Here is an 18,090-nt window from a genome sequence, read left to right on the forward strand (position 1 = left end):
ACATCCGTGTTCGCATCGGTGTTCGCAGCCGCGTTATCCGCAGTGTTCACATCCGTGTTCGCATCGGTGTTCGCAGCCGCGTTATCCGCAGTGTTCGCATCCGTGTTCGCATCGGTGTTCGCAGCCGCGTTATCCGCAGTGTTCACGTCCGTGTTCGCATCGGTGTTCGCATCGGTGTTCGCAGCCGCGTTATCCGCAGTGTTCACAGCGGTATTATCCGCAGTGTTATCTGAGACGTTTTCCCCCGAACTTTGAGCTTCGGATTTGAAATCAACCCGATCATTAGTAAGCTCATCTGCTGCGGTGATGAAATGTTCACCTTCAGGAACACCAGTGAAGACGTGCCGCCAGTTGCCGTCAGGATCAACCACTACAGAAACTGCTTCACCACCGTCAAGGGCAACCAGAATCTCAGTACCAGGCTCGCCCTTGCCCGTCACTTCAACATCACCAGGCTCTAGTACGGAAGAATCTTCTGGCGATAAGATCTCGACCTTTGCCGTCGCCTGATCATCAGCACGAACTTCCGAACGAGCCAGCGAAACTTTATTCGCTTGCTCGCCCATTCCTGGCAGCAAAGTCACGGACAAAGCAGTCACGTAGTCCGCTTCTTGCGTAGAGTCAGGGTCTACGCTCGGATCGTCGATGGTGGTTTTGCCCTGTTCGTTCAGGGTGACTTCAACGATTTCATTCAAAACGCCTTCAAGCACAGGTTCAAGCGGCTTGGTTACGCCATCAACAATGCCCGTGATAGTTCCGGCAAGCCCATCAACCACTGGGTTAAGAACCGGACCGATGGCTCCACCGACGACTCCAACGACGCCCTCAACGAGCGGTGTGACGAGCGCACCAAGGTTGAGTCCTGCAAGGTTCAAGTTCACAACGGTAGTTGGCTCAGTATCCACTAGCCTAAGGAAGCTTGCGACGCTGCCCGTAATTTTCGCGTCACCCGTTGCCAAAGGTACCAAGAGTCGTGCTTCCAGGCCCAGATCGACCACGATATCAATTTCGTCTAGAGCTGCGACAAGTGCATCTCGCAGATCGGTGATAATACTGGACAGGGCCGAAGTAACTTCATCGGCAATTTCCTGAACCGCTTCCGCGCTAAGAAGCTCATAGTTTGCCGTTTTCCCGTTCAGACCACCGGTCGTTACCTTAGACAGATCAACTGAGACTTCTCCTGTGCTCAGGTCGATCGAAACAAGGCCAGTTTCGGAGGTGATGACGCCTTGCAGCACATCGGTCTTCACCTGGTTCAATGCAGCATCTACACCGTCGAGCGCAACCTTGGAATCAGTAACGCCGATCCGGGCCAAGGGCCTCAGATCAATATCGATAGCTTCGAGACCAGAAGTAATGGTTCCCAAGACACCATCAGACGACAGCGTCGTATTCAACGTAGTGCCGAGTCCGTCAACCACACCGCCAAGTGAGGTAGTCAGCCCTTCAACAGCGGGGCTGCTGATCGTTGCATTGGCGCCAGCGATCAAGTATTCGGTCTTAACGGAACCGTTCGTCTTCTCAGCAGTCGAGCCGAGAGCGCCAATTTCCAAGGACGCTTCATCAATTAGCGCGTCAGTCAGATTGTCGACCTCAAGTTGCTCAAGCAACTTAGTCAGATCAATATTCGCCATCATTGAGTCCGAGCCCTCGGCATCCAGCGCAATCGCGCCGTTTGCGCTTACTGCACCGGCTCCAGCCTTGGCGCTGGTGGCCGATGAAGCCTCAGCGAAAGAATTGAGCACGCCGGCTTGGCCGAGCTGAAGGAGCCCAGTGCCTGCCTCGCCGATAAGTGGAAGTTGCAGACCCTGCCCCAGATCCAGATTTAGCGCGCCAAGCGCGCTTACGTTCAAAGGTGCGTGTTCCGCAGCCGGTGAACTCGGACTTCCGGAGTGTGCGAATCCTGCATCTGCTACAGGAATCGTCAATAGATTAAGGTCGATTGTCCGGCCTAGAGCCTCGGACGTATCTGTCGGTGCCGCATAAGCGGCGGTCACACATGGTGCGATAAACAGACTTGTAACTACAGCGCCGGCTAGAACCCGACGAGCAGCACGAGGGGCCGCACCCTTCTTCTCAGGCGGCAAATGACTATCTTGCACCGCAGTCCTCCCTGGTTGTTTGTGATCGCGGAACTTTAGGCAAGCCCCATATCGACCCTAGGTGCGAGGTATCTGCGCACTCAGGTTTCTTTCAGCTATTTCTTGGCAGATTGAGGTCATATTTTCTATCCAGTTGGATAATTTCCATCACTAATGGGATAAACTGCGCGGTAACTTATTTCTCTGCTTGCGCGTATCTTCGGCGTTCTCGCCGGTTAACAGAATTCGTAAAGAGGATTGGCTCACTCTGCAACTGGTCAAGTGAACAATTAACATTTGCCGGTGGGGTTATTTCCTCTAACTGCTTGGCCATAGAATGAACCTAGTTGCAGCACGGGATCACGCGGGGACGTGAGGGGCAAGATGCTGCAGGCCTGAGTTGACGGAAGCCAAGCCAAGGATGCCCCCAATGACTGAAATTCGAGTTCATCTTGCCGACAGCGATCATTTTTCGCGTGCCGGAATCGTAGGTGCACTGACAGCAGAACGAGATATCGTCGTTGAATCTATTGCAGGATCGATGGCTGAAGCGTTGGAGAACGCATCGCAGACAAAGCCAGACATTATTCTGCTGGAGACTTCGCTGAGCGGAGACAGCCTTTTCAAGTCCGTCCGCCAATTCGTAGCCGCGGCGCCAAACAGCAAAGTGGTCGTGTTGGCTACCAGGTACAACCGCGACGAAGTGACACAGGCCTACGATGCGGGAAGCTCAGGAATCATCTCCAAGAGTTCCATCAGCACGGAATTGCCCAGTGCGCTGCGCATGGTGGCCGCCGGGTACCAGTTGTTCGCTCCGCCAACGGATGGCTGGGAGTACCCGGTTCGCATGGAGAAGCGCACGGAAAACCAGACGATTATCCGGGCATTGTCCGGACGCGACCGGCAGCTGGTCAGCCTGGTTGCCGCAGGTCTGACCAATGTCCAGATTTCCCGTGCGGTGCACATCAGTGAGGGCTCGGTGAAACTCTATCTGGCACGCATCATGGATGAGCTTTCGGTGACAAACCGGGTGCAGCTTGCAGTCATTGCGGCGGAAACCGGCCTGATCACGTCCGCTGATCTGCAGATTGCCTGAGTTCTAGTAGACAGTGCGCAGCTGGCTGGCCGGGATCCACATTTGTTCACCGTCGCGGTCGATCTGTCGCCAGGCACCCTGTCGGGCGACAATCACCACGGCGGTGTCCGCCTGGAGGATGCGCGCCAAACCGTAGTGGTCGCCCGGTCCGCGACGTGCGTTCAAGCCGATCGTAGTCAGCGCACGCTGATTGGGAACTGCCATCAATCCGCCCTTTGCAGGTCGGGCCGGCAGCTCGTGAAGGTACATGCTCGGCACCCAGCCGTGCAGCTTTCCGCATTGGATCTGGGACCACAGCCCCTGCTGGAGCAGCAGACGCACCTTGGCGCCCTGATCGATCACCATGAGCACCGGATATCCGGTGCCGCTGCCCTTGCGCAGATTGAGGGTCGCGGTGGTCGAGTGCGTCGTCTCGACCAGGGAGTAACGTGAGAGGGTTCGTTCGTCGTGATCGTCGTCAGACTGGTTAACCACAGGCTCATCGAACTCCGCCGGAATCGGTTCCAGATAAATGTTCGGCACCCATCCATAAATCTTGTGAACATAGACGTGCGCCCACGAACCGTGCACCTTGACCAAGGTCAGCTCGGTTCCCTGATCCAAATTGCTTTGCACCAGGTAGTGCCGGCCTGCGCCCTTGCGCAGTTTCAATGGTGCCGTGGTTCGATGCGTACGCGATGCCGACGACGAACGAGCCGTTGACTGCGAATAACCCATCTGATTCACGAGCACCTCAAAAAGAAAACTTAGGGGAAGCAACAAATGTCGCTTCCCCTAAGTTTATTCCATTTTTAGAAGTTGGTTCTTCTGCGTATTAGTTTCACTTGCGCGCGCCCAATTCGGAATCCAGGCGAAGCAGTCCGTTGCCGTCGTTTCCGATCAAGTTGACACGGTCCAGGATCTCGGAGACCGTGGCTTCTTCTTCGACCTGTTCGTCGATGAACCAGTGCAGCAACGGAAGCGAGTCGATATCCCCCTCGGTCTGCGCCAAGCGGTACAGCTCGCGGATCGCTTCCGAGACCTTCTGCTCGTGGGCCAAGGATGCAGCGAAGGCATCCGCAACGGATTTCACGTTGACTACGGGAGCCGACTGCTCGCCGATCCTCGGGTGTGCCGATCGGTCGGTCATGTGGTCCATGAACTTTTCAGCATGGACGATTTCTTCAGCGGCCTGGGCTCGGAACCAACCGGCGATGCCAGGAAGGCTCATGATATCCATTTCAACTGCCAGCTGGCGGTAAACCGTTGCAGCAGTCAGTTCGAGGGTTACCTGCGTGTTGAAGGCTTCTGCCAGTTTTCCTGTAAGTTCCATGTCTTTAGACTAGAACGCTTCAAAACCGTTGTCATCGAAGTTTGGACTCACTTAGTAGTACTGGAATTAGGCAATAAACCCTAGTTGGGCCCGGGTTGACATAGCCCGCACTAACCTAACTTAGGGAAGGCGAACATGCACGTCCTATTTGCCCAATCCTGCCCGCCGCAGGGCTTCTGCCATGGCCGTGTTTCCCGAAGGAGCTTCGGCCCGGTTGCCGCCATTCGGCCGGCCCCGGTTACCCGAGCGCTGCTGTCCGGAGCGGGAATTCTGTCCGTGGCCGCGCGGGCTGCGCTCGCGCTGCCCGTTCGGCTTGCCGGATTCGCCGACGGCCGGCAGCTCATCATCCAGTCGCAGGGTCAACGAGATGCGCTTGCGGTCCGTATCCACCTCCAGCACCTTGACCTTGACGATCTGCCCGGAGCTGACCACTTCGCGCGGATCCGAGATGAACTTGGTGCTCATCGCCGACACGTGGATCAGCCCGTCCTGGTGCACACCCAGATCGACGAAGGCGCCGAACGCCGCCACGTTGGAGACTGTGCCTTCCATGATCATTCCCGGCTTGACGTCGCCGATTGATTCAACGCCTTCCTTCAGCGTCGCAGTGACGAATTCGCCGCGCGGGTCGCGGGCCGGACGCTGCAGCTCTGCCACCACGTCGCGGATGGTCGGTTCGCCGAACTGCTCGGTGACGAAGTCCGCAGGCTTCAGTTCCTCAAGGCGACGGCCCTGCTGCGCGGCGGCCTTCTGCAGTGCGCGGGCCAGGTCATAGGCTTCCGGGTGCACCGAGGAGGCGTCAAGCGGTTCCTTGCCGCCAGTGATGCGCAGGAATCCAGCGCACTGCTCGAATGCCTTGGTGCCGAGGCGCGGCACCTTGAGCAGGTCCTTGCGCGTGGCGAAAGGCCCGTTGGCGTTGCGGTGCTCGACGATGTTGCGGCTCAGCAGCGGTCCGACGCCGGCCACGCGGGCCAGCAGCGACGGGGACGCGGTGTTCACGTCGACGCCCACGGCGTTCACGCAGTCCTCAACCACGGCGTCCAGCGCGCGGTCGAGCTTCGAGGCGGTGACATCGTGCTGGTACTGGCCCACGCCGATGGACTTGGGATCGATCTTGACCAGTTCAGCCAGCGGATCCTGCAGCCTGCGGGCTATGGAAACCGCGCCGCGCAGCGACACGTCCATGCCCGGCAGCTCCTGGCTTGCCAGTTCGGAAGCCGAGTACACCGAGGCACCGGCCTCCGAGACGATGACCTTGCTAACCTCGGCGGTGCCCACTGCCTTGATGACTTCGGCGGCCAGCCGGTCGGTTTCGCGCCCTGCGGTGCCGTTGCCCACTGCGATCAAGGTGGTGCCGTGCTTCTGCGCCAGCCGGGTCAGGATCGCGACCGATTCGTTCCACTTGTTCGCCGGTGCGTGCGGGTAGATGGTGGCAGTCTCGATGGACTTGCCGGTCAGGTCCACGACTGCGACCTTGACGCCGGTGCGCAGTCCCGGATCCAGCCCCAGGACTGCCTTGTTGCCGGCCGGTGCGGCCAGCAGCACGTCGCGCAGGTTCGCGGCAAAGATCTTCACCGAGGCGTCCTCGGCTTCCTCGAACAGGCGCGAACGCAGATCCGATTCGAAGCGGGTGAGCAGGCGGGCTTTCCAGGCCAGGCGCACGGTCTGGGCCAGCCACTTGCCGGCCGGGGCGTCAGCCGGGGCATTGATTCCCAGCGAAGCGGCGATCGCGTTCTCGTAGCCTGCGCGGGCCTGGTCAACGGCTTCCGCGTCGCGCGGGTCCGCCTCGGCCAGCTGAAGATTCAGCACCCCGTCGCGTTCCCCGCGCAGCAGCGCGAGCACGCGGTGGGATGGCAGGTTGTCCAAGTCCGCCACGTAGTCCAGATAGTCGGAATACTTGCCTTGGCCTTCCGCTGTGGCTCCGGCGGCGATGCTGGCGCCGATCTTGCCGTTGGTCCACAGGCGCTCTCGCAGGTCTGCCGCCAGCACGACATCCTGGGAAACCCGCTCGGTGACGATTGAACGGGCTCCGGAAAGCACGTCCAGATCTGTCGGGAATCCGGCGTCGGCGTTGAGATAGTCGGCGGCAGCGGCCGCCGGGTCGGTCTGCGGATTTGCGAGCAGCAGGTCCGCCAGCGGCTCCAGGCCGGCTTCGCGGGCAATCTGGGCCTTGGTGCGGCGCTTGGACTTGAACGGGAGGTAGATGTCCTCCAGCTCGGATTTGGTGCTCGCTGCGGCGATGGCCGCATCGAGCTGGTCGGTCAGCTTGCCGGCTTCGGAAATAGCTTCGCGGACCACCACGCGGCGGTCTTCGAGTTCGCGCAGGTAGCGCAGGCGTTCTTCGAGCAGTCGCAGCTGGCTGTCGCTGAGCATGCCGGTGACTTCCTTGCGGTAGCGCGCAATGAAGGGCACCGTCGATCCGGAATCCAGCAGTTCAATAGCGGCCTTGACCTGCCAGGGCTGCACCATCGATTCGACGGACAGTTCCCGGCCCAGCACCTCGATGATGCGCTGTTCGGTGGCATTGCTGACTGCGTTGTTCTTCTGATCGCTACTCACCGAACCATTGTGCCCCATGAGCGTTTCGGTTCTAATGATCGACTCGGCTGGCTTTCAGGAGATCCCAAAAGTTCGCGGCTAAGATTTATTGCCATGGGGAAAGTAAAGGTTCGAAACGCGGCAATCCTGCTTCTGGTGTCATCGGCAACACTCTTCAGCGCGGGCTGCTCGGTCATCCAGGACACAGCGAATTCGGCGGCCAACGAGCTCACCGATGCGGCGTCCAAGGAAATCGTCCGGCAGGCTTGCGCGCCGATCCAGGACGGTCGAATCGACGCGAGCGAACTGCGTGTACTGACATCGCTGGTCGGTGCGGTAGAAGGCGGGGGCCTGCCACAGGATCTGGTTGACGTCCTGAACGATCTGGCCGATTCCGGCGACTCGGTGTCCACCCGATTGCAGGAACGCCTCGTGCAGGCCTGCGACGACGCGACCTCCCAAGCCAACTAGTGCGCGCGGCGCGCTCAGGTCCTGGCCTAGACTTTTTTCATGCTCGAAATTCCGACAACCGGCAAAATCCGAATTGATGCCTGGCTTTGGGCTGTCCGCGCCTACAAGACGCGGTCCGAGGCGACGGCTGCCTGCCGCGCCGGCCATGTGAGGCTGAATGGAGTGTCCGCAAAGGCCGCGCAGCCGGTGGTTCCGGGCGACCGCGTGCGTGTGCGCAAGAACGGCTTCGATCGCGAGCTGGAAGTCGTCGGCCTGATCTCCAAGCGCATGAGCGCCTCCGTGGCCGTGAAATGCTACATCGACCACAGCGAACCGCGCGAGAAAATCATCGTCCCGCAGGTTCCGATGCGCGAACGCGGTGCAGGCCGCCCCACCAAGAAGGACCGCCGCGAAATGGATCGCCTGAGGGCCTCCTGGATCGACCCCGAAGACTAGGCCGGGTCATCCGCCGCGCTACGACAGCTCGATGGCCGGGGCATCGGTTTCGAAGCCGAAGATCTGCGCGTAGAAGGCCAGCGAGCTTTCCAGGGCGCTGATGATGTTCTCCGATTGGCGGAAACCGTGCTGCTCCCCGGCAAACAGGATGTAGGCATGGGGAATGCCGCGGGCGGCGAGCGCGTCGGCCACGACCTGCGACTGCGACGGCGGAACCACCAGGTCCTCGTCCCCCTGCAGCAACAAGACCGGACAGGAAATCTTTGACACGTGGTTGATCGGCGCGCGCTTCTCATACAGCTCCGCGGCTTCGGGGTATGGTCCGACCAGCGAGAACATGTACTGGGACTCGAAATCATGGGTGTCCTGCACCAGGGCGACCAGGTCCGAGACGCCGTAGCGGCTGATCCCGGCGCGGAACACCTCGGAGTTGGTCAACGCGCTGAGCACCGTCCATCCGCCGGCACTGCCGCCTTCGATGCCCACGCGCGCCGGATCCGCGATCCCGCGGGCCACCAGCGCCTTGATCACCGAGACGGTATCCGCAACATCCACGACGCCCCACTGGCCGCGCAGGCGGTTGCGGTAGTCGCGGCCGTATCCGGTGGAGCCGCCGTAGTTCACGTCCACCACGCCGATGCCGCGCGAGGTGTAGTAGGCGATGGTTGCATTCAGCGTGGCCGCGGCCTGCGCGGTGGGCCCGCCGTGCACGAAGGTGACATAGGGCGGCAGCTCGCCGTCCAGGCCGGTCAAGCCGTCCTGGCGCGGGCGGTACAGCAGCGCGTGGACCGATTGGCCGGCCACGTTCGTGCACTCGAATTCCTCGACCTGCGGCAGCATGGCCGGATCAGGAAGCCGCGCGATGGAACCGGCGACGGCGCGGTGCTCCAGGGTGTCAAGGTTGACCAGCGTGATCTGCTCGCCCTGGGTCATCGAGGAGGTTCCGGCCAGCAGCCAGCCGTCGCGCACCTGCAGCGGGCGCACCCGGGTGAAGGGCAGCGGCAGGTCCTCAAGTCCCCCGGTCAGCGCATGGACCCGTGCCAGCTTGGTGGTGCCGGTGCCGTAGGAGCACAGCAGGGTGCGCTGGTCCTCCAGCACGTACCAGGCACTTCCGACCTGCCACAGCGGTCCCGCGAATTCCGCGGCGCGGTCCACCAGCCGGGTGGCGCGGGCGGAGCTGACCTGGTGGATGTAGGGATTCCACCAGCCGGATTCGTCGCTGACGTACGCGATGCGGTCCTCGTCCACCCATTCGGGCTGCATGATCGAGATGTCTTGGGCCCCGGCGATCACGGTGTCTTCCAGCTGCCCGTTGCCTGCCACCTCGGCCAGGTGCAGCTGCGTTCCGTCCCAGGGCATGTTCGGGTGTTCCCAGCTGATCCAGGTCAGCATCTTTCCCGAGGGGCTCAGCCGGGGCGCGGCCACGAAGCGGGCCGGCGCGGTGAGCACCCGGATACGGGTGGCGTCCTGGGCCGCGGAGCCGTCCAGCGGGATCTGCACGATGTGGCGCACCGGCTCGGAGCGCAGGTCTTCCATGATGGCCAGCACGCTGCGGTTGGGTCCGTCGATGAACTCCGCGAAGCGCAGCTGCGGGTTCCCGCCGGACATCGAGTCCGGGGTCAGTGCGATCGGGGTAACCTGCCCGAGCTGCTGCAGGTACACCCGCTGGTCGGCGAAGTTGGTGAAGACGATGGCGTCCTGCAGGCGGCCGGTGACCAGCTTCCAGCTGGCACCGCCGTACTCGTGGACCCGGGAGCGGACGTTGTAGGGCTTGCTGATCAACTCGATTGGTTCACCCGGCTGATCCAGCGGGTAGCTGACCAGGGTGATGCGTCCGCCTTCTGCGGGGCGGCCTTCCTGGACGATGACGTCATGCCCGTGGAAGCATGCACCGCCTAGTGGTTTGGTCCCCGCGGCGACGTCGTTCGCGGAAATAGTCGAGGGCCAGGATCCGTAGGGCAGTTTCGAAGGCATGATTCGATCCTAACCAGATTTTTGATGCCAAACGACCCTCGACAAGTACAAAGATGTTCGGCTTGGATTAACTCATGACAACTTTTGCGGTCTTTCTGCGCGGCGTGAACGTGGGCGGGGTCAAGGTCCTGATGAAGGATTTGGCCTCGTTGCTGGCCGACGGCGGCTTCACCGAGGTGCGCACGCTGCTGGCCAGCGGCAACGTAGTCCTCGAATCCGAGCTCTCCGAGGCGCAGGCCGTGCAGCGGCGGTGCAACGAGCTGCTGGAGGAGCGCTACGGCCGGAGCATTCCCACACTGGTCTATACCCGGGAGGAGATCCTCCAGCTGGCGCAGCCCTTCGTCCTGGAACTGCCCGAGCCCGCGGCCGAGCACCACGGATACCTCACCCTGTGCGAATCCGCCGCCGATGCGGCGGAGCTCTGCGAGCTGGCCCGCGGCCTTGATCCGCAGCCGGCGGTGGACGTGCTGGGCAGGGCTCTGTGCTGGATCGTGCGCAAGGGGCAGAGCACCACCGATCCGCTGGCCAAGCTCACCACCGCCCAGGCCCGCAAGCGGGTGATCACGACCCGGAACCACAACACCTTGGTGAAGCTGGCGGCGATTATTCGCTGAGCGCCTTCACGGGCAATAATTGAGCGTTGCGCTTTTTTGCCGTTGGATCCTCAGTGAAAGTCCGTGAATGCTGACCCTTATCGAACTCGTTGGTATTTTCTTTTTTGCCGTCTCAGGATCGCTGATGGCGGCGCGGCGAGGATTCGACATGCTCGGATCGGCGTTCCTCGGCGGCGTCACCGGCCTGGGCGGTGGCGTGGTCCGCGACCTGATCCTGAACCAGTCCCCCGCCACCTTCGCGCATCCGGTGTATTTCCTGCCGCCGGTGCTGGCAGCGCTGTGCGTGTACGCCTTCACTCCTGCGGTACAGAAGCTGCACCGGCTGGTGCAGATCTTCGACGCGGCGGGATTGGGGCTGTTCTGCATGACCGGCACCATGAAGGCGCTGGAGAACGACGTGAACCCGGTGACCGCGGTGCTGCTCGGGGTGATCACTGGCGTGGGCGGCGGCATGCTGCGCGATGTCATCTCGAACGTCACCCCGGATTTGTTCAACCCCCGCGACGTCTACGCCCTCCCGGCCATCCTCGGCGCCACCGCCACCGCGTTCGCCTGGCACTTCGATGTGCTGAATATCGCGGTTGGCACTGGCATCGCCGGATTGACCTTCGTCTTGCGGCTGGCCTCGATCCGGTTCGGCTGGAGCGTCCCGCTGGCGGCCGGCCATTGGCACCGGCAGCCGAACATCCCGAACCACGGCGACGGGCCACGCCGGAACTTCTAGGCCACGGGCGCCCGGGAACCTAACCGATGCGTTCGAGCCGGCCGGCTTTCTCGGAGCCTTCCACGCTGTCCTCGATGGTGCGCGACGGGTTGATGATGATCGCGCCGATGAGCATCACCAGCACACAGGCCCCGAGCATCGCGAAGGCAGGGCCCCACGAGCCGGTGGACTTCTGCACCACGCCGAACAGCAGCGGAACGATGCCCGCGCCGGCGTAACCCAGGCCCTGGGCGAATCCCGAAAGCACGCCGGATCCGTACGTGGTGCGCGAGCGCAGATTCATCATGAGCAGGGCGATGGCAAAGGTTCCCTGGCCCAGACCGGCCAGGCAGACCCACAGCACGGTGCCTTCGGTGGGAGACAGGTAGATGCCAAGGTGCCCCGAAACCCAGCAGGCGGTGAAGATCAGCACAGCGATGATCGGATTCTTCAGGCGCGGAACCCACAGCGGCACCAGGAGGGAGACCGGCAGGCCGAGGATCGCGAACAGGGCCAGCATGTTGCCGGCGGACAGCTCGCTCAGCCCGCGGTCCTGCAGGTACGGCGGCAGCCAGGTGAAGTACACGTAGGTCTGCGCGGAATTTCCGGCCAGGAAGATGGCCAAGCCCCAGGCGACCTTGGACTTCCACGGATTGATCTTCGCGATTGGCTGCGCCGCGCCGACCGCCTGCACCGGCTGGTCCGGGCGGTCCACATTGCGGTCGGCCACCAGCTGGATGATCCACGGCACCAGGACGATCATCGACAGCAGCGCCCAGGAACCGATGGAGATCTTCCAGTCGCTGGCGTTGGCCAGCGGCACCGAGAACTGCGGGGCCATCCAAGTGCCTACCGCAAGCATCGTGACGTAGCCGCTGGTCACCAGTCCGATGCGGTCGGGGAAGTATTTCTTGACCAGCGGCGGGAGCACCACGTTGCCCATGCCGTATCCGGCCAGCGCGATGATCGAAAGCGCCAGGAAGGAATAGACCTCCGGCATGAAGACGCGAGCCACCTGCCCGACCACGGCCAGCGCGATGGCGGTGATGAGGGTCTTCTCAAGCCCGAAGGAACGGATCAGGCGCGGCGTCAGCAGGCCGAAGCAAGCGAAGACGATGGGCGCCAGGGTGGCGAGCAGGCCGATGGTGAACTCGGTGAATTCGATGTCGACCTGGATCCGGGCCAGCAGCGGCGGCACGGAAACGACCGCTGCGCGCAGGGACAGGGCCATCAGCAGAATGCCCAGCAGTGCCCCGATTCTTCCCTTGAGTGAGGTTTTCGGGCTGGCATTCGACATCGATTGGTTCTCCGCTGACTACTGGTTGTTAGTTCCCAACTTTTTCAGTTGCGGAACCAACTCTAATAAGTGAGACAGGTTACCTTCAAAATGGCGGGCGTACCAGGTGCCCGGAGTACCGGAGAAAGCATAAAGCCCCTCGCTGACCAGCATCACCAGATGGGCGATATCCTTGTCGCCGATTTCCTCCATGAGCGCGGCCAGCCAGCGCTCGTTGATGCTTTCCATCTGCGCGGTGGCCGCTTCAACCCCCGAATGCGCAAGCCTATGCAGGGCCACCAGCAGGCGGTCCAGTTCGGTGTTCACCTCGGCGCTGGTCCGGATGAAGTAGGCGGCGGGCCCCTCTTCGGCCTGGGCCATGTCCTTCAGGTCGATCAGGATCAGTTCTTCACTTAACTTAATAACCGCATCGGCCAGGGCTTCCTTCGAGGCGAAGTGGTACAGCAGCCCGCCCTTGGACACCCCGGCCAGCGCGGCGGTCGCTTCCAGGGTTGCTGCACGCTCGCCTTCCTCGCAGAGCAATGAGATGTATGCGTCCAGAACCTTGACGCGCGCTGCCGCCGGCCTTGCCATGGGACTCCATTCGATTAGTTGAAGTGATGGATACAACCATACCCAAGAATTGTAACTATACCGTCCAGACGGTATAGTTACGAATTGTTCAGGCATTCAGCCCCGTTAACGATCATCAGGATGATACCCATGAGCCCACTGCTCTCCGACCACACCTCAACGCTGTCCAAGCCGCGACGTTGGGCGGCGCTGGTAGCGCTCCTCTTCCCGGTGCTGCTGATTTCGGTGGACAACACCGTGCTCACCTTCGCGGTTCCGGCGATTTCCGAAGCCCTCTCCCCCAGCGGCGCGCAGCTGCTGTGGATCATCGACATCTACCCGCTGATCCTCGCCGGCCTGCTGGTGCCGTTCGGCTCGCTGGGCGACCGCATCGGACGCCGCCGGCTGCTGCTGATCGGCGCCTCGGGTTTCGCCATTGTCTCCGCGCTGGCCTCGTTCGCCACCGACGCGAGCCAGCTGATCGCCGCCCGCGCCCTGCTGGGCATCTTCGGCGCGATGCTGATGCCTGCCACGCTGTCGCTGATCCGCAATATCTTCACCGATGACACCGAACGCCGCACCGCGATCGCTGTCTGGGCCTCTGCCTTCTCCGGCGGCTCGGTGCTCGGCCCGATCGTCGGCGGCCTGCTGCTGGAGCACTTCTGGTGGGGCTCGGTCTTCCTGATCGCCGTCCCGATGCTGCTGCCGCTGCTGATCGGCGGGCTGATCCTGGTTCCGGAGTCCAAGGACCCGAACCCGGGACGCGTGGATCCGGTCTCGATCCTGCTGATCGTGATGACCCTGCTGCCATTCACCTACGCCATCAAGTCCTTCTCGAGCAGCCCATGGTACATCCCGCTGGGCGCCCTGGCACTGGCGGTGGTGTGCGGCGTGACCTTCGTGCGGCGCCAGCTGGGCTCCGACAAGCCGATGATCGACGTCCGCCTGTTCAACAACGGCCGCTTCTCCGGCTCGCTGATCGTGAACCTCATCGGCGTGTTCTCGCTGGTCGGCTTCATCTACTTCGTCTCCCAGCACCTGCAGCTGATCGCCGGCTACAGCCCGATCGAGGCCGGACTGTTGATGACTCCGGGCCTGATCCTGACCATGGGCTTCGGCCTGCTCTCCGTCCCGCTGTCCAAGCGCTTCGGTTCACCGAACATCATGATCCTGGGCCTGCTGTTCTCGGCCACGGCCTACACCATGGTGATCGTGGCGGGCAGCAACCCGAACGTCGTGCTGCTCATGGCAGCCTTCTGCGTGCTGGGCATCGGCATCGGCATGACCGAAACGCTGTCCAACGACATGGCGCTGGCCGCGGTGCCGGCTTCCAAGGCCGGGGCTGCCTCGGCCATTTCCGAGACCGCGTACGAGGTCGGCGCCGTGCTGGGCACCGCCGTGCTGGGCACCATCCTGAACACTGTCTACAGCTCGAACCTCAAGGTGCCGGGCAGCATCTCCCCCGATGCGGCGGCCCAGGCGGGCGAAACCCTCAGCGGCGCTCACCACGTGGCTGCGGGTCTGGACCCGGCCTCGGCGCAGGCCCTGATCGAATCCGCCGCGCAGGCTTTCGACCACGGCGTGCTGTTCACCTCGGGCATCGCCGCGGTGCTTTCGCTGATCGCCGCGGTCATGGTCGTGAAAATCATCAAACCAGCCGTGAAGTGAAGCTTTCGCGACGATATCTCAAATTTTCGATAAATTGCTGCAAAGTTATTCAAAAGTCGACTTTGACCACGTAGGCTAGGCAGTGTAGTTCCAAAGTAATTCGCGAAGTACCCTTTAGAAGTTTGTGAATGTCGGACCATCCCTGGTTGGCGCGAACCCCTTCTAGACGTGAAGTGAATGACTTGGCTGCTTCGCAAGTTCACCTCGCGCAACCAGCGTGGAACTTGCGTGGATACAACCAAGCTCGCCGCACAAACCATGGCGAGAAACGTCTGAAAGGACCAAATAAGAATATGGCAACCGGAATCGTCAAGTGGTTCAACGCTGAAAAGGGCTTCGGCTTCATCGCTCCAGACAGCGGCGATCCAGACGTCTTCGCACACTTCACCGCAATCCAGACCCAGGGCTTCCGCACCCTGGACGAGGGCCAGAAGGTTGAGTTCGAAGTAGTTGAGGGTCCAAAGGGTCTGCAGGCTGCAGACATCCGTGCTCTCTAAAGAAGGTCTTTGGCACTAACGCCTGACTTCACCCGATGGGTGGCTATCCGCAATGGATAGCCACCCATCGGTTTTTCCGTGCCCGCCACGGAATAGACGCAGCCGGCCCATGGTTATGCACAAGGTGAAGCTATCGATTTTGGACCTCGCCCCGGTGTCTCCCGGCGGCTCAATTGCAGACTCATTCAAATCATCCGTCAGGCTTGCGCAAACTGCTGAACGCCACGGCTACGAACGCATCTGGTACGCCGAACACCACAACATGCCGAATATCGCCTCCAGCGCGACTTCCGTGCTGATTGGCCACATCGCCCACCACACCGAGCGCATCCGTTTGGGTTCCGGCGGCGTCATGCTCCCGAACCACTCGCCGTTGGTGATCGCGGAGCAGTTCGGCACCCTGGCCACGATTTTCGGCGACCGCATCGACCTGGGCCTGGGCCGCGCCCCGGGCACCGACATGACGACCCTGCGCGCGTTGCGCCGCGATCCGTCGGCAGCGGACTCCTTCCCGCACGACGTGCTGGAACTGCAGGCGTACCTCGCCGGCAAATCCCGCATCCCCACGGTGCAGGCCATCCCCGGCGCCGGAACGAACGTCCCGCTGTACATCCTGGGTTCCTCCTTGTTCGGGGCGAAGCTGGCAGCCCAGCTGGGCCTGCCGTATTCCTTCGCATCGCACTTCGCCCCCGCGGCCCTGCACCAGGCGGTGAAGCTGTACCGCGAGGAATTCACCCCCTCCGAGCAGCTCTCCGAGCCATACGTCATCGCAGGCGTCGGCGTGCTGGCGGCGCAGACCAGCGAACGGGCCCATGAACTGTTCAATGTCGCACGCCGCCACCGCGTGGCCAGCTTCCTGGGCCGCGGAGCGGACAAGGAGTTCACCGAGGCTGAAATCGACATGCTCATGGACACGCCGCAGGCCCAGCAGATCCTGGACATGATGCGGTATTCGGCGGTCGGCACCGGCGAGCAGGTTACCGAGTACCTCGCGCATTTCGCGCAGACCGCCCAAGCCGATGAATTGATCACCGTGCACTACCCGACCGACGAGCAGGCCCGCCTGGAATCGGTCATGATCACCGCCGACGCCGCCGAACTGGTCAGCGCGCGCTGATCGTCACCCAGCGCCTGACCGCCATGACCAGCAGCACCGCCAGCGTCACGGTCAGCACCCCTTCGGCTCCGATATAGGCGCAGTGCCACAGCGATCCGCCCCCGAAGTTCCCGGACAGCACCGCATCGGTGCGGCGGGACGAGCCGGGGCGGATCGCTGCCTTCTTCAGCAGCAGCACGAGGCCGGCAATCCCCACGCCCCCTTTCCAGGCCGTGTCGGTGCCGCGCCTGGGCGTGCCGAGCAGCAGGGCGATGAACAGCAGGATTCCAACGATGTTCACTCGCAAAGAAGACCAGGCGCCCGATGCCCGACCCCAGCGGAATGGTGATCCCCGGGGCGGTGAATTTCAGCGGTGCCTCGATGAAGGAAATACCGGTCACCAAGCCCAGCCGCAGCGCGGGAGCAAGGACCTGGCTGCTGCGGCCCACAGGGCGGCGCGGTCGGTGCACGTAGGGCCGAAGCGCTCATGCCCCCTACACTACGCGCGAGGGGCCGCCAGTCCTGCGCAGGGACAGCGCCGACCATACCAGCATCAGCAAGGCAGCCGCCGCACCGGCAATGCAGAACACCATGATGCTCGGCAGCTGCCCGAAGCGCCCCGCGGCCCAACCCAGCACGATCACCGGCAGCGCGCTGCCCAGATAGGTGACCAGGTAGATGCTGGAGACGGTCTGCGCATGGGACGCAGGGCTGACAGCATCCACGCACAGGCCGAATGCCGTGCGGAAGGCGATGCCCTGGCCCAAGCCGAGGACCACCATGGCCAGCACCCCGAGCCAGAGCCAGCCCAGGGTGGCGCCAACGAGCAAGGCAAGGGTCCCGGCGGCCATCAGCCCCAAGCCCAGCGGCAGCAGGATCTTTCCGCCGCGCACCACGATCTGCGACAGCGCGGCGATACCCAGCGGCAGCCCGGCAACCAGCCCGACGGCCCACAGGGACTGCAGCTCGAAGGCTCCGGCCAGGTAGCCCGGTGCCAAGGACAGCACGAAACCGAAGATCGCGAAGCTGAGGAAACCGACAAGCGAAGCCATCCAGAACTCGGTGCGGGCGTTGGACGGAATGCCCACGCGGCGCGGAGCCAGCGCGCGGCTTCTTTCACCGCGGTTCGCCATGGCAATGGCCGGGCGCGCTTGCAGTGTGCCCAGCGGAACCAGGACGACCAGCAGCAGGACGGCCTGGATCAGGAACACCGTGGAGCGGCCTCCCGGAAGGCCCGCCAGCGCGCCGCCGATCAGTGGTCCGAATGCCACGCCTCCCGACGAAGCCAGGAGGGTGAAACGCGAAGCCCATTCGGGTTTGCTCGGCAGCAGTTCGCGCAGCGCCGCGGCGCTTGCCCCGGTGGCCAGGGCGATTCCAGCGCCCTGCAGCCCTCGTCCGAGGCACAGCTGCCACAGGTTCCCGGCCGAGCCGAACGCCAGCGTACCGAGCAGCGAGACCCCGACGGCCAGCACCAGGGCGGCGCGGCGGCCCACATGGTCCGACCAATGCCCGACCACCAGCAGGAAGAACATCAGGGAGCAGACATAGGAGGCGAAGGCGATCGTGGTGCCCATGGCGCCCAGGTGCAGGTCGGCCTGCAGCTGGGGATACAGCGGCGTTGCCAGGTTAGCGCCGACCAGCAGCGTGAAGCTGACCAGGATGGTGATGGCCAAGCGGGTGGTGGTGCCGGGGTTCCATGACATCATGCGCGGCGTGCTGTGCTGCATACGCAGCTCACTGATGACGGACATTGGCG

17 protein-coding genes, 1 pseudogene and 1 CRISPR repeat array (1 of these 19 only partly in view) are annotated in these 18,090 nt (G+C 62.6%); of the genes and pseudogenes, 9 read left to right on the forward strand and 9 right to left on the reverse strand.

Annotated features, from left to right (window positions below; translation table 11 throughout):
- Nucleotides 1–204: a CRISPR direct-repeat array (repeat unit 29 nt; unit sequence TGTTCACATCCGTGTTCGCATCGGTGTTC) (it extends 737 nt beyond the left edge of the window).
- A 350-nt stretch (nt 205–554) separates the two neighbouring features.
- Complete coding sequence (locus DFO58_RS17575) at nt 555–908, forward strand: hypothetical protein (protein WP_120991879.1); 354 nt, start codon at nt 555–557, stop codon at nt 906–908.
- Between the two features lie 213 nt (nt 909–1,121).
- On the opposite strand, the pseudogene DFO58_RS18925 reads toward DFO58_RS17575, so the two are convergent.
- A pseudogene (locus DFO58_RS18925) lies at nt 1,122–2,102 on the reverse strand (choice-of-anchor G family protein); the annotation flags it as partial.
- Between the two features lie 409 nt (nt 2,103–2,511).
- On the opposite strand from DFO58_RS18925, the gene DFO58_RS17580 reads away from it, so the two are divergent.
- The gene (locus tag DFO58_RS17580; protein ID WP_183043257.1) at nt 2,512–3,177 is read left to right on the forward strand and encodes a response regulator transcription factor; all 666 of its coding nucleotides are present in this window, start codon (nt 2,512–2,514) and stop codon (nt 3,175–3,177) included.
- Between the two features lie 3 nt (nt 3,178–3,180).
- On the opposite strand, the gene DFO58_RS17585 is transcribed toward DFO58_RS17580, so the two are convergent.
- The 3 genes from DFO58_RS17585 to DFO58_RS17595 all read right to left on the reverse strand — a co-directional run bounded on the left by DFO58_RS17585 (nt 3,181) and on the right by DFO58_RS17595 (nt 7,048).
- On the reverse strand, nt 3,181–3,828 hold the full coding sequence (locus DFO58_RS17585) for an SH3 domain-containing protein (protein ID WP_053798700.1): 648 nt from the start codon (nt 3,826–3,828) through the stop codon (nt 3,181–3,183).
- A gap of 169 nt (nt 3,829–3,997) precedes the next feature.
- Nucleotides 3,998–4,489 (reverse strand): ferritin, encoded by a 492-nt coding sequence (locus DFO58_RS17590; RefSeq protein WP_047119984.1) that lies wholly within the window; start codon nt 4,487–4,489, stop codon nt 3,998–4,000.
- A gap of 144 nt (nt 4,490–4,633) precedes the next feature.
- Nucleotides 4,634–7,048: a Tex family protein gene (locus DFO58_RS17595; protein ID WP_286163661.1), complete on the reverse strand. Its 2,415-nt coding sequence runs from the start codon at nt 7,046–7,048 to the stop codon at nt 4,634–4,636.
- A 135-nt stretch (nt 7,049–7,183) separates the two neighbouring features.
- Here DFO58_RS17595 and DFO58_RS17600 point away from each other — a divergent pair, with 135 nt between their 5' ends.
- Together DFO58_RS17600 and DFO58_RS17605 are read left to right on the forward strand one after the other, a co-directional pair.
- A complete protein-coding gene (locus DFO58_RS17600) occupies nt 7,184–7,498 on the forward strand; it encodes a hypothetical protein (RefSeq protein ID WP_286163662.1) in 315 nt (104 codons plus the stop codon).
- A 39-nt stretch (nt 7,499–7,537) separates the two neighbouring features.
- The gene (locus tag DFO58_RS17605) at nt 7,538–7,933 is read left to right on the forward strand and encodes an RNA-binding S4 domain-containing protein (RefSeq protein WP_120991882.1); all 396 of its coding nucleotides are present in this window, start codon (nt 7,538–7,540) and stop codon (nt 7,931–7,933) included.
- A gap of 18 nt (nt 7,934–7,951) precedes the next feature.
- Here DFO58_RS17605 and DFO58_RS17610 read toward each other — a convergent pair whose 3' ends face one another.
- Entirely contained in the window at nt 7,952–9,907 is a 1,956-nt protein-coding gene (locus DFO58_RS17610) for a prolyl oligopeptidase family serine peptidase (RefSeq protein WP_120991883.1), read from the reverse strand.
- 74 nt (nt 9,908–9,981) lie between these two features.
- On the opposite strand from DFO58_RS17610, the gene DFO58_RS17615 reads away from it, so the two are divergent.
- Nucleotides 9,982–10,521, forward strand: coding sequence for a DUF1697 domain-containing protein (locus DFO58_RS17615; RefSeq protein WP_053798705.1), 540 nt, complete (start codon nt 9,982–9,984; stop codon nt 10,519–10,521).
- Between the two features lie 67 nt (nt 10,522–10,588).
- The gene (locus tag DFO58_RS17620) at nt 10,589–11,245 is read left to right on the forward strand and encodes a TRIC cation channel family protein (protein WP_053798706.1); all 657 of its coding nucleotides are present in this window, start codon (nt 10,589–10,591) and stop codon (nt 11,243–11,245) included.
- 19 nt (nt 11,246–11,264) lie between these two features.
- Here the strand turns inward: DFO58_RS17620 and DFO58_RS17625 are convergent, their stop codons facing one another.
- Nucleotides 11,265–12,521 carry an MFS transporter gene (locus DFO58_RS17625; RefSeq protein ID WP_047119990.1) on the reverse strand — a complete coding sequence of 419 codons (1,257 nt, stop codon included), beginning with the start codon at nt 12,519–12,521 and terminating at the stop codon, nt 11,265–11,267.
- An 18-nt stretch (nt 12,522–12,539) separates the two neighbouring features.
- Entirely contained in the window at nt 12,540–13,094 is a 555-nt protein-coding gene (locus DFO58_RS17630) for a TetR/AcrR family transcriptional regulator (protein ID WP_047119991.1), read from the reverse strand.
- A gap of 129 nt (nt 13,095–13,223) precedes the next feature.
- Between DFO58_RS17630 and DFO58_RS17635 the strand changes: the two genes are divergently transcribed.
- The 3 genes from DFO58_RS17635 to DFO58_RS17645 all read left to right on the forward strand — a co-directional run bounded on the left by DFO58_RS17635 (nt 13,224) and on the right by DFO58_RS17645 (nt 16,355).
- The gene (locus DFO58_RS17635) at nt 13,224–14,741 is read left to right on the forward strand and encodes an MFS transporter (RefSeq protein WP_053798708.1); all 1,518 of its coding nucleotides are present in this window, start codon (nt 13,224–13,226) and stop codon (nt 14,739–14,741) included.
- A gap of 293 nt (nt 14,742–15,034) precedes the next feature.
- A complete protein-coding gene (locus DFO58_RS17640) occupies nt 15,035–15,238 on the forward strand; it encodes a cold-shock protein (protein WP_028268826.1) in 204 nt (67 codons plus the stop codon).
- 115 nt (nt 15,239–15,353) lie between these two features.
- The gene (locus DFO58_RS17645) at nt 15,354–16,355 is read left to right on the forward strand and encodes an LLM class flavin-dependent oxidoreductase (RefSeq protein ID WP_047119993.1); all 1,002 of its coding nucleotides are present in this window, start codon (nt 15,354–15,356) and stop codon (nt 16,353–16,355) included.
- Here DFO58_RS17645 and DFO58_RS18855 read toward each other — a convergent pair.
- Both DFO58_RS18855 and DFO58_RS17655 read right to left on the reverse strand, forming a co-directional pair.
- Nucleotides 16,342–16,635, reverse strand: a complete 294-nt coding sequence (locus DFO58_RS18855; protein ID WP_286163663.1) for a hypothetical protein — start codon at nt 16,633–16,635, stop codon at nt 16,342–16,344. The genes DFO58_RS17645 and DFO58_RS18855 overlap by 14 nt on opposite strands.
- A gap of 193 nt (nt 16,636–16,828) precedes the next feature.
- On the reverse strand, nt 16,829–18,085 hold the full coding sequence (locus DFO58_RS17655) for an MFS transporter (protein WP_120991884.1): 1,257 nt from the start codon (nt 18,083–18,085) through the stop codon (nt 16,829–16,831).
- Between the last annotated feature and the right edge of the window lie 5 nt (nt 18,086–18,090).

The organism is Arthrobacter sp. AG1021 (genome assembly GCF_003633665.1).
GTDB classification, from domain to species: domain Bacteria; phylum Actinomycetota; class Actinomycetes; order Actinomycetales; family Micrococcaceae; genus Glutamicibacter; species Glutamicibacter soli.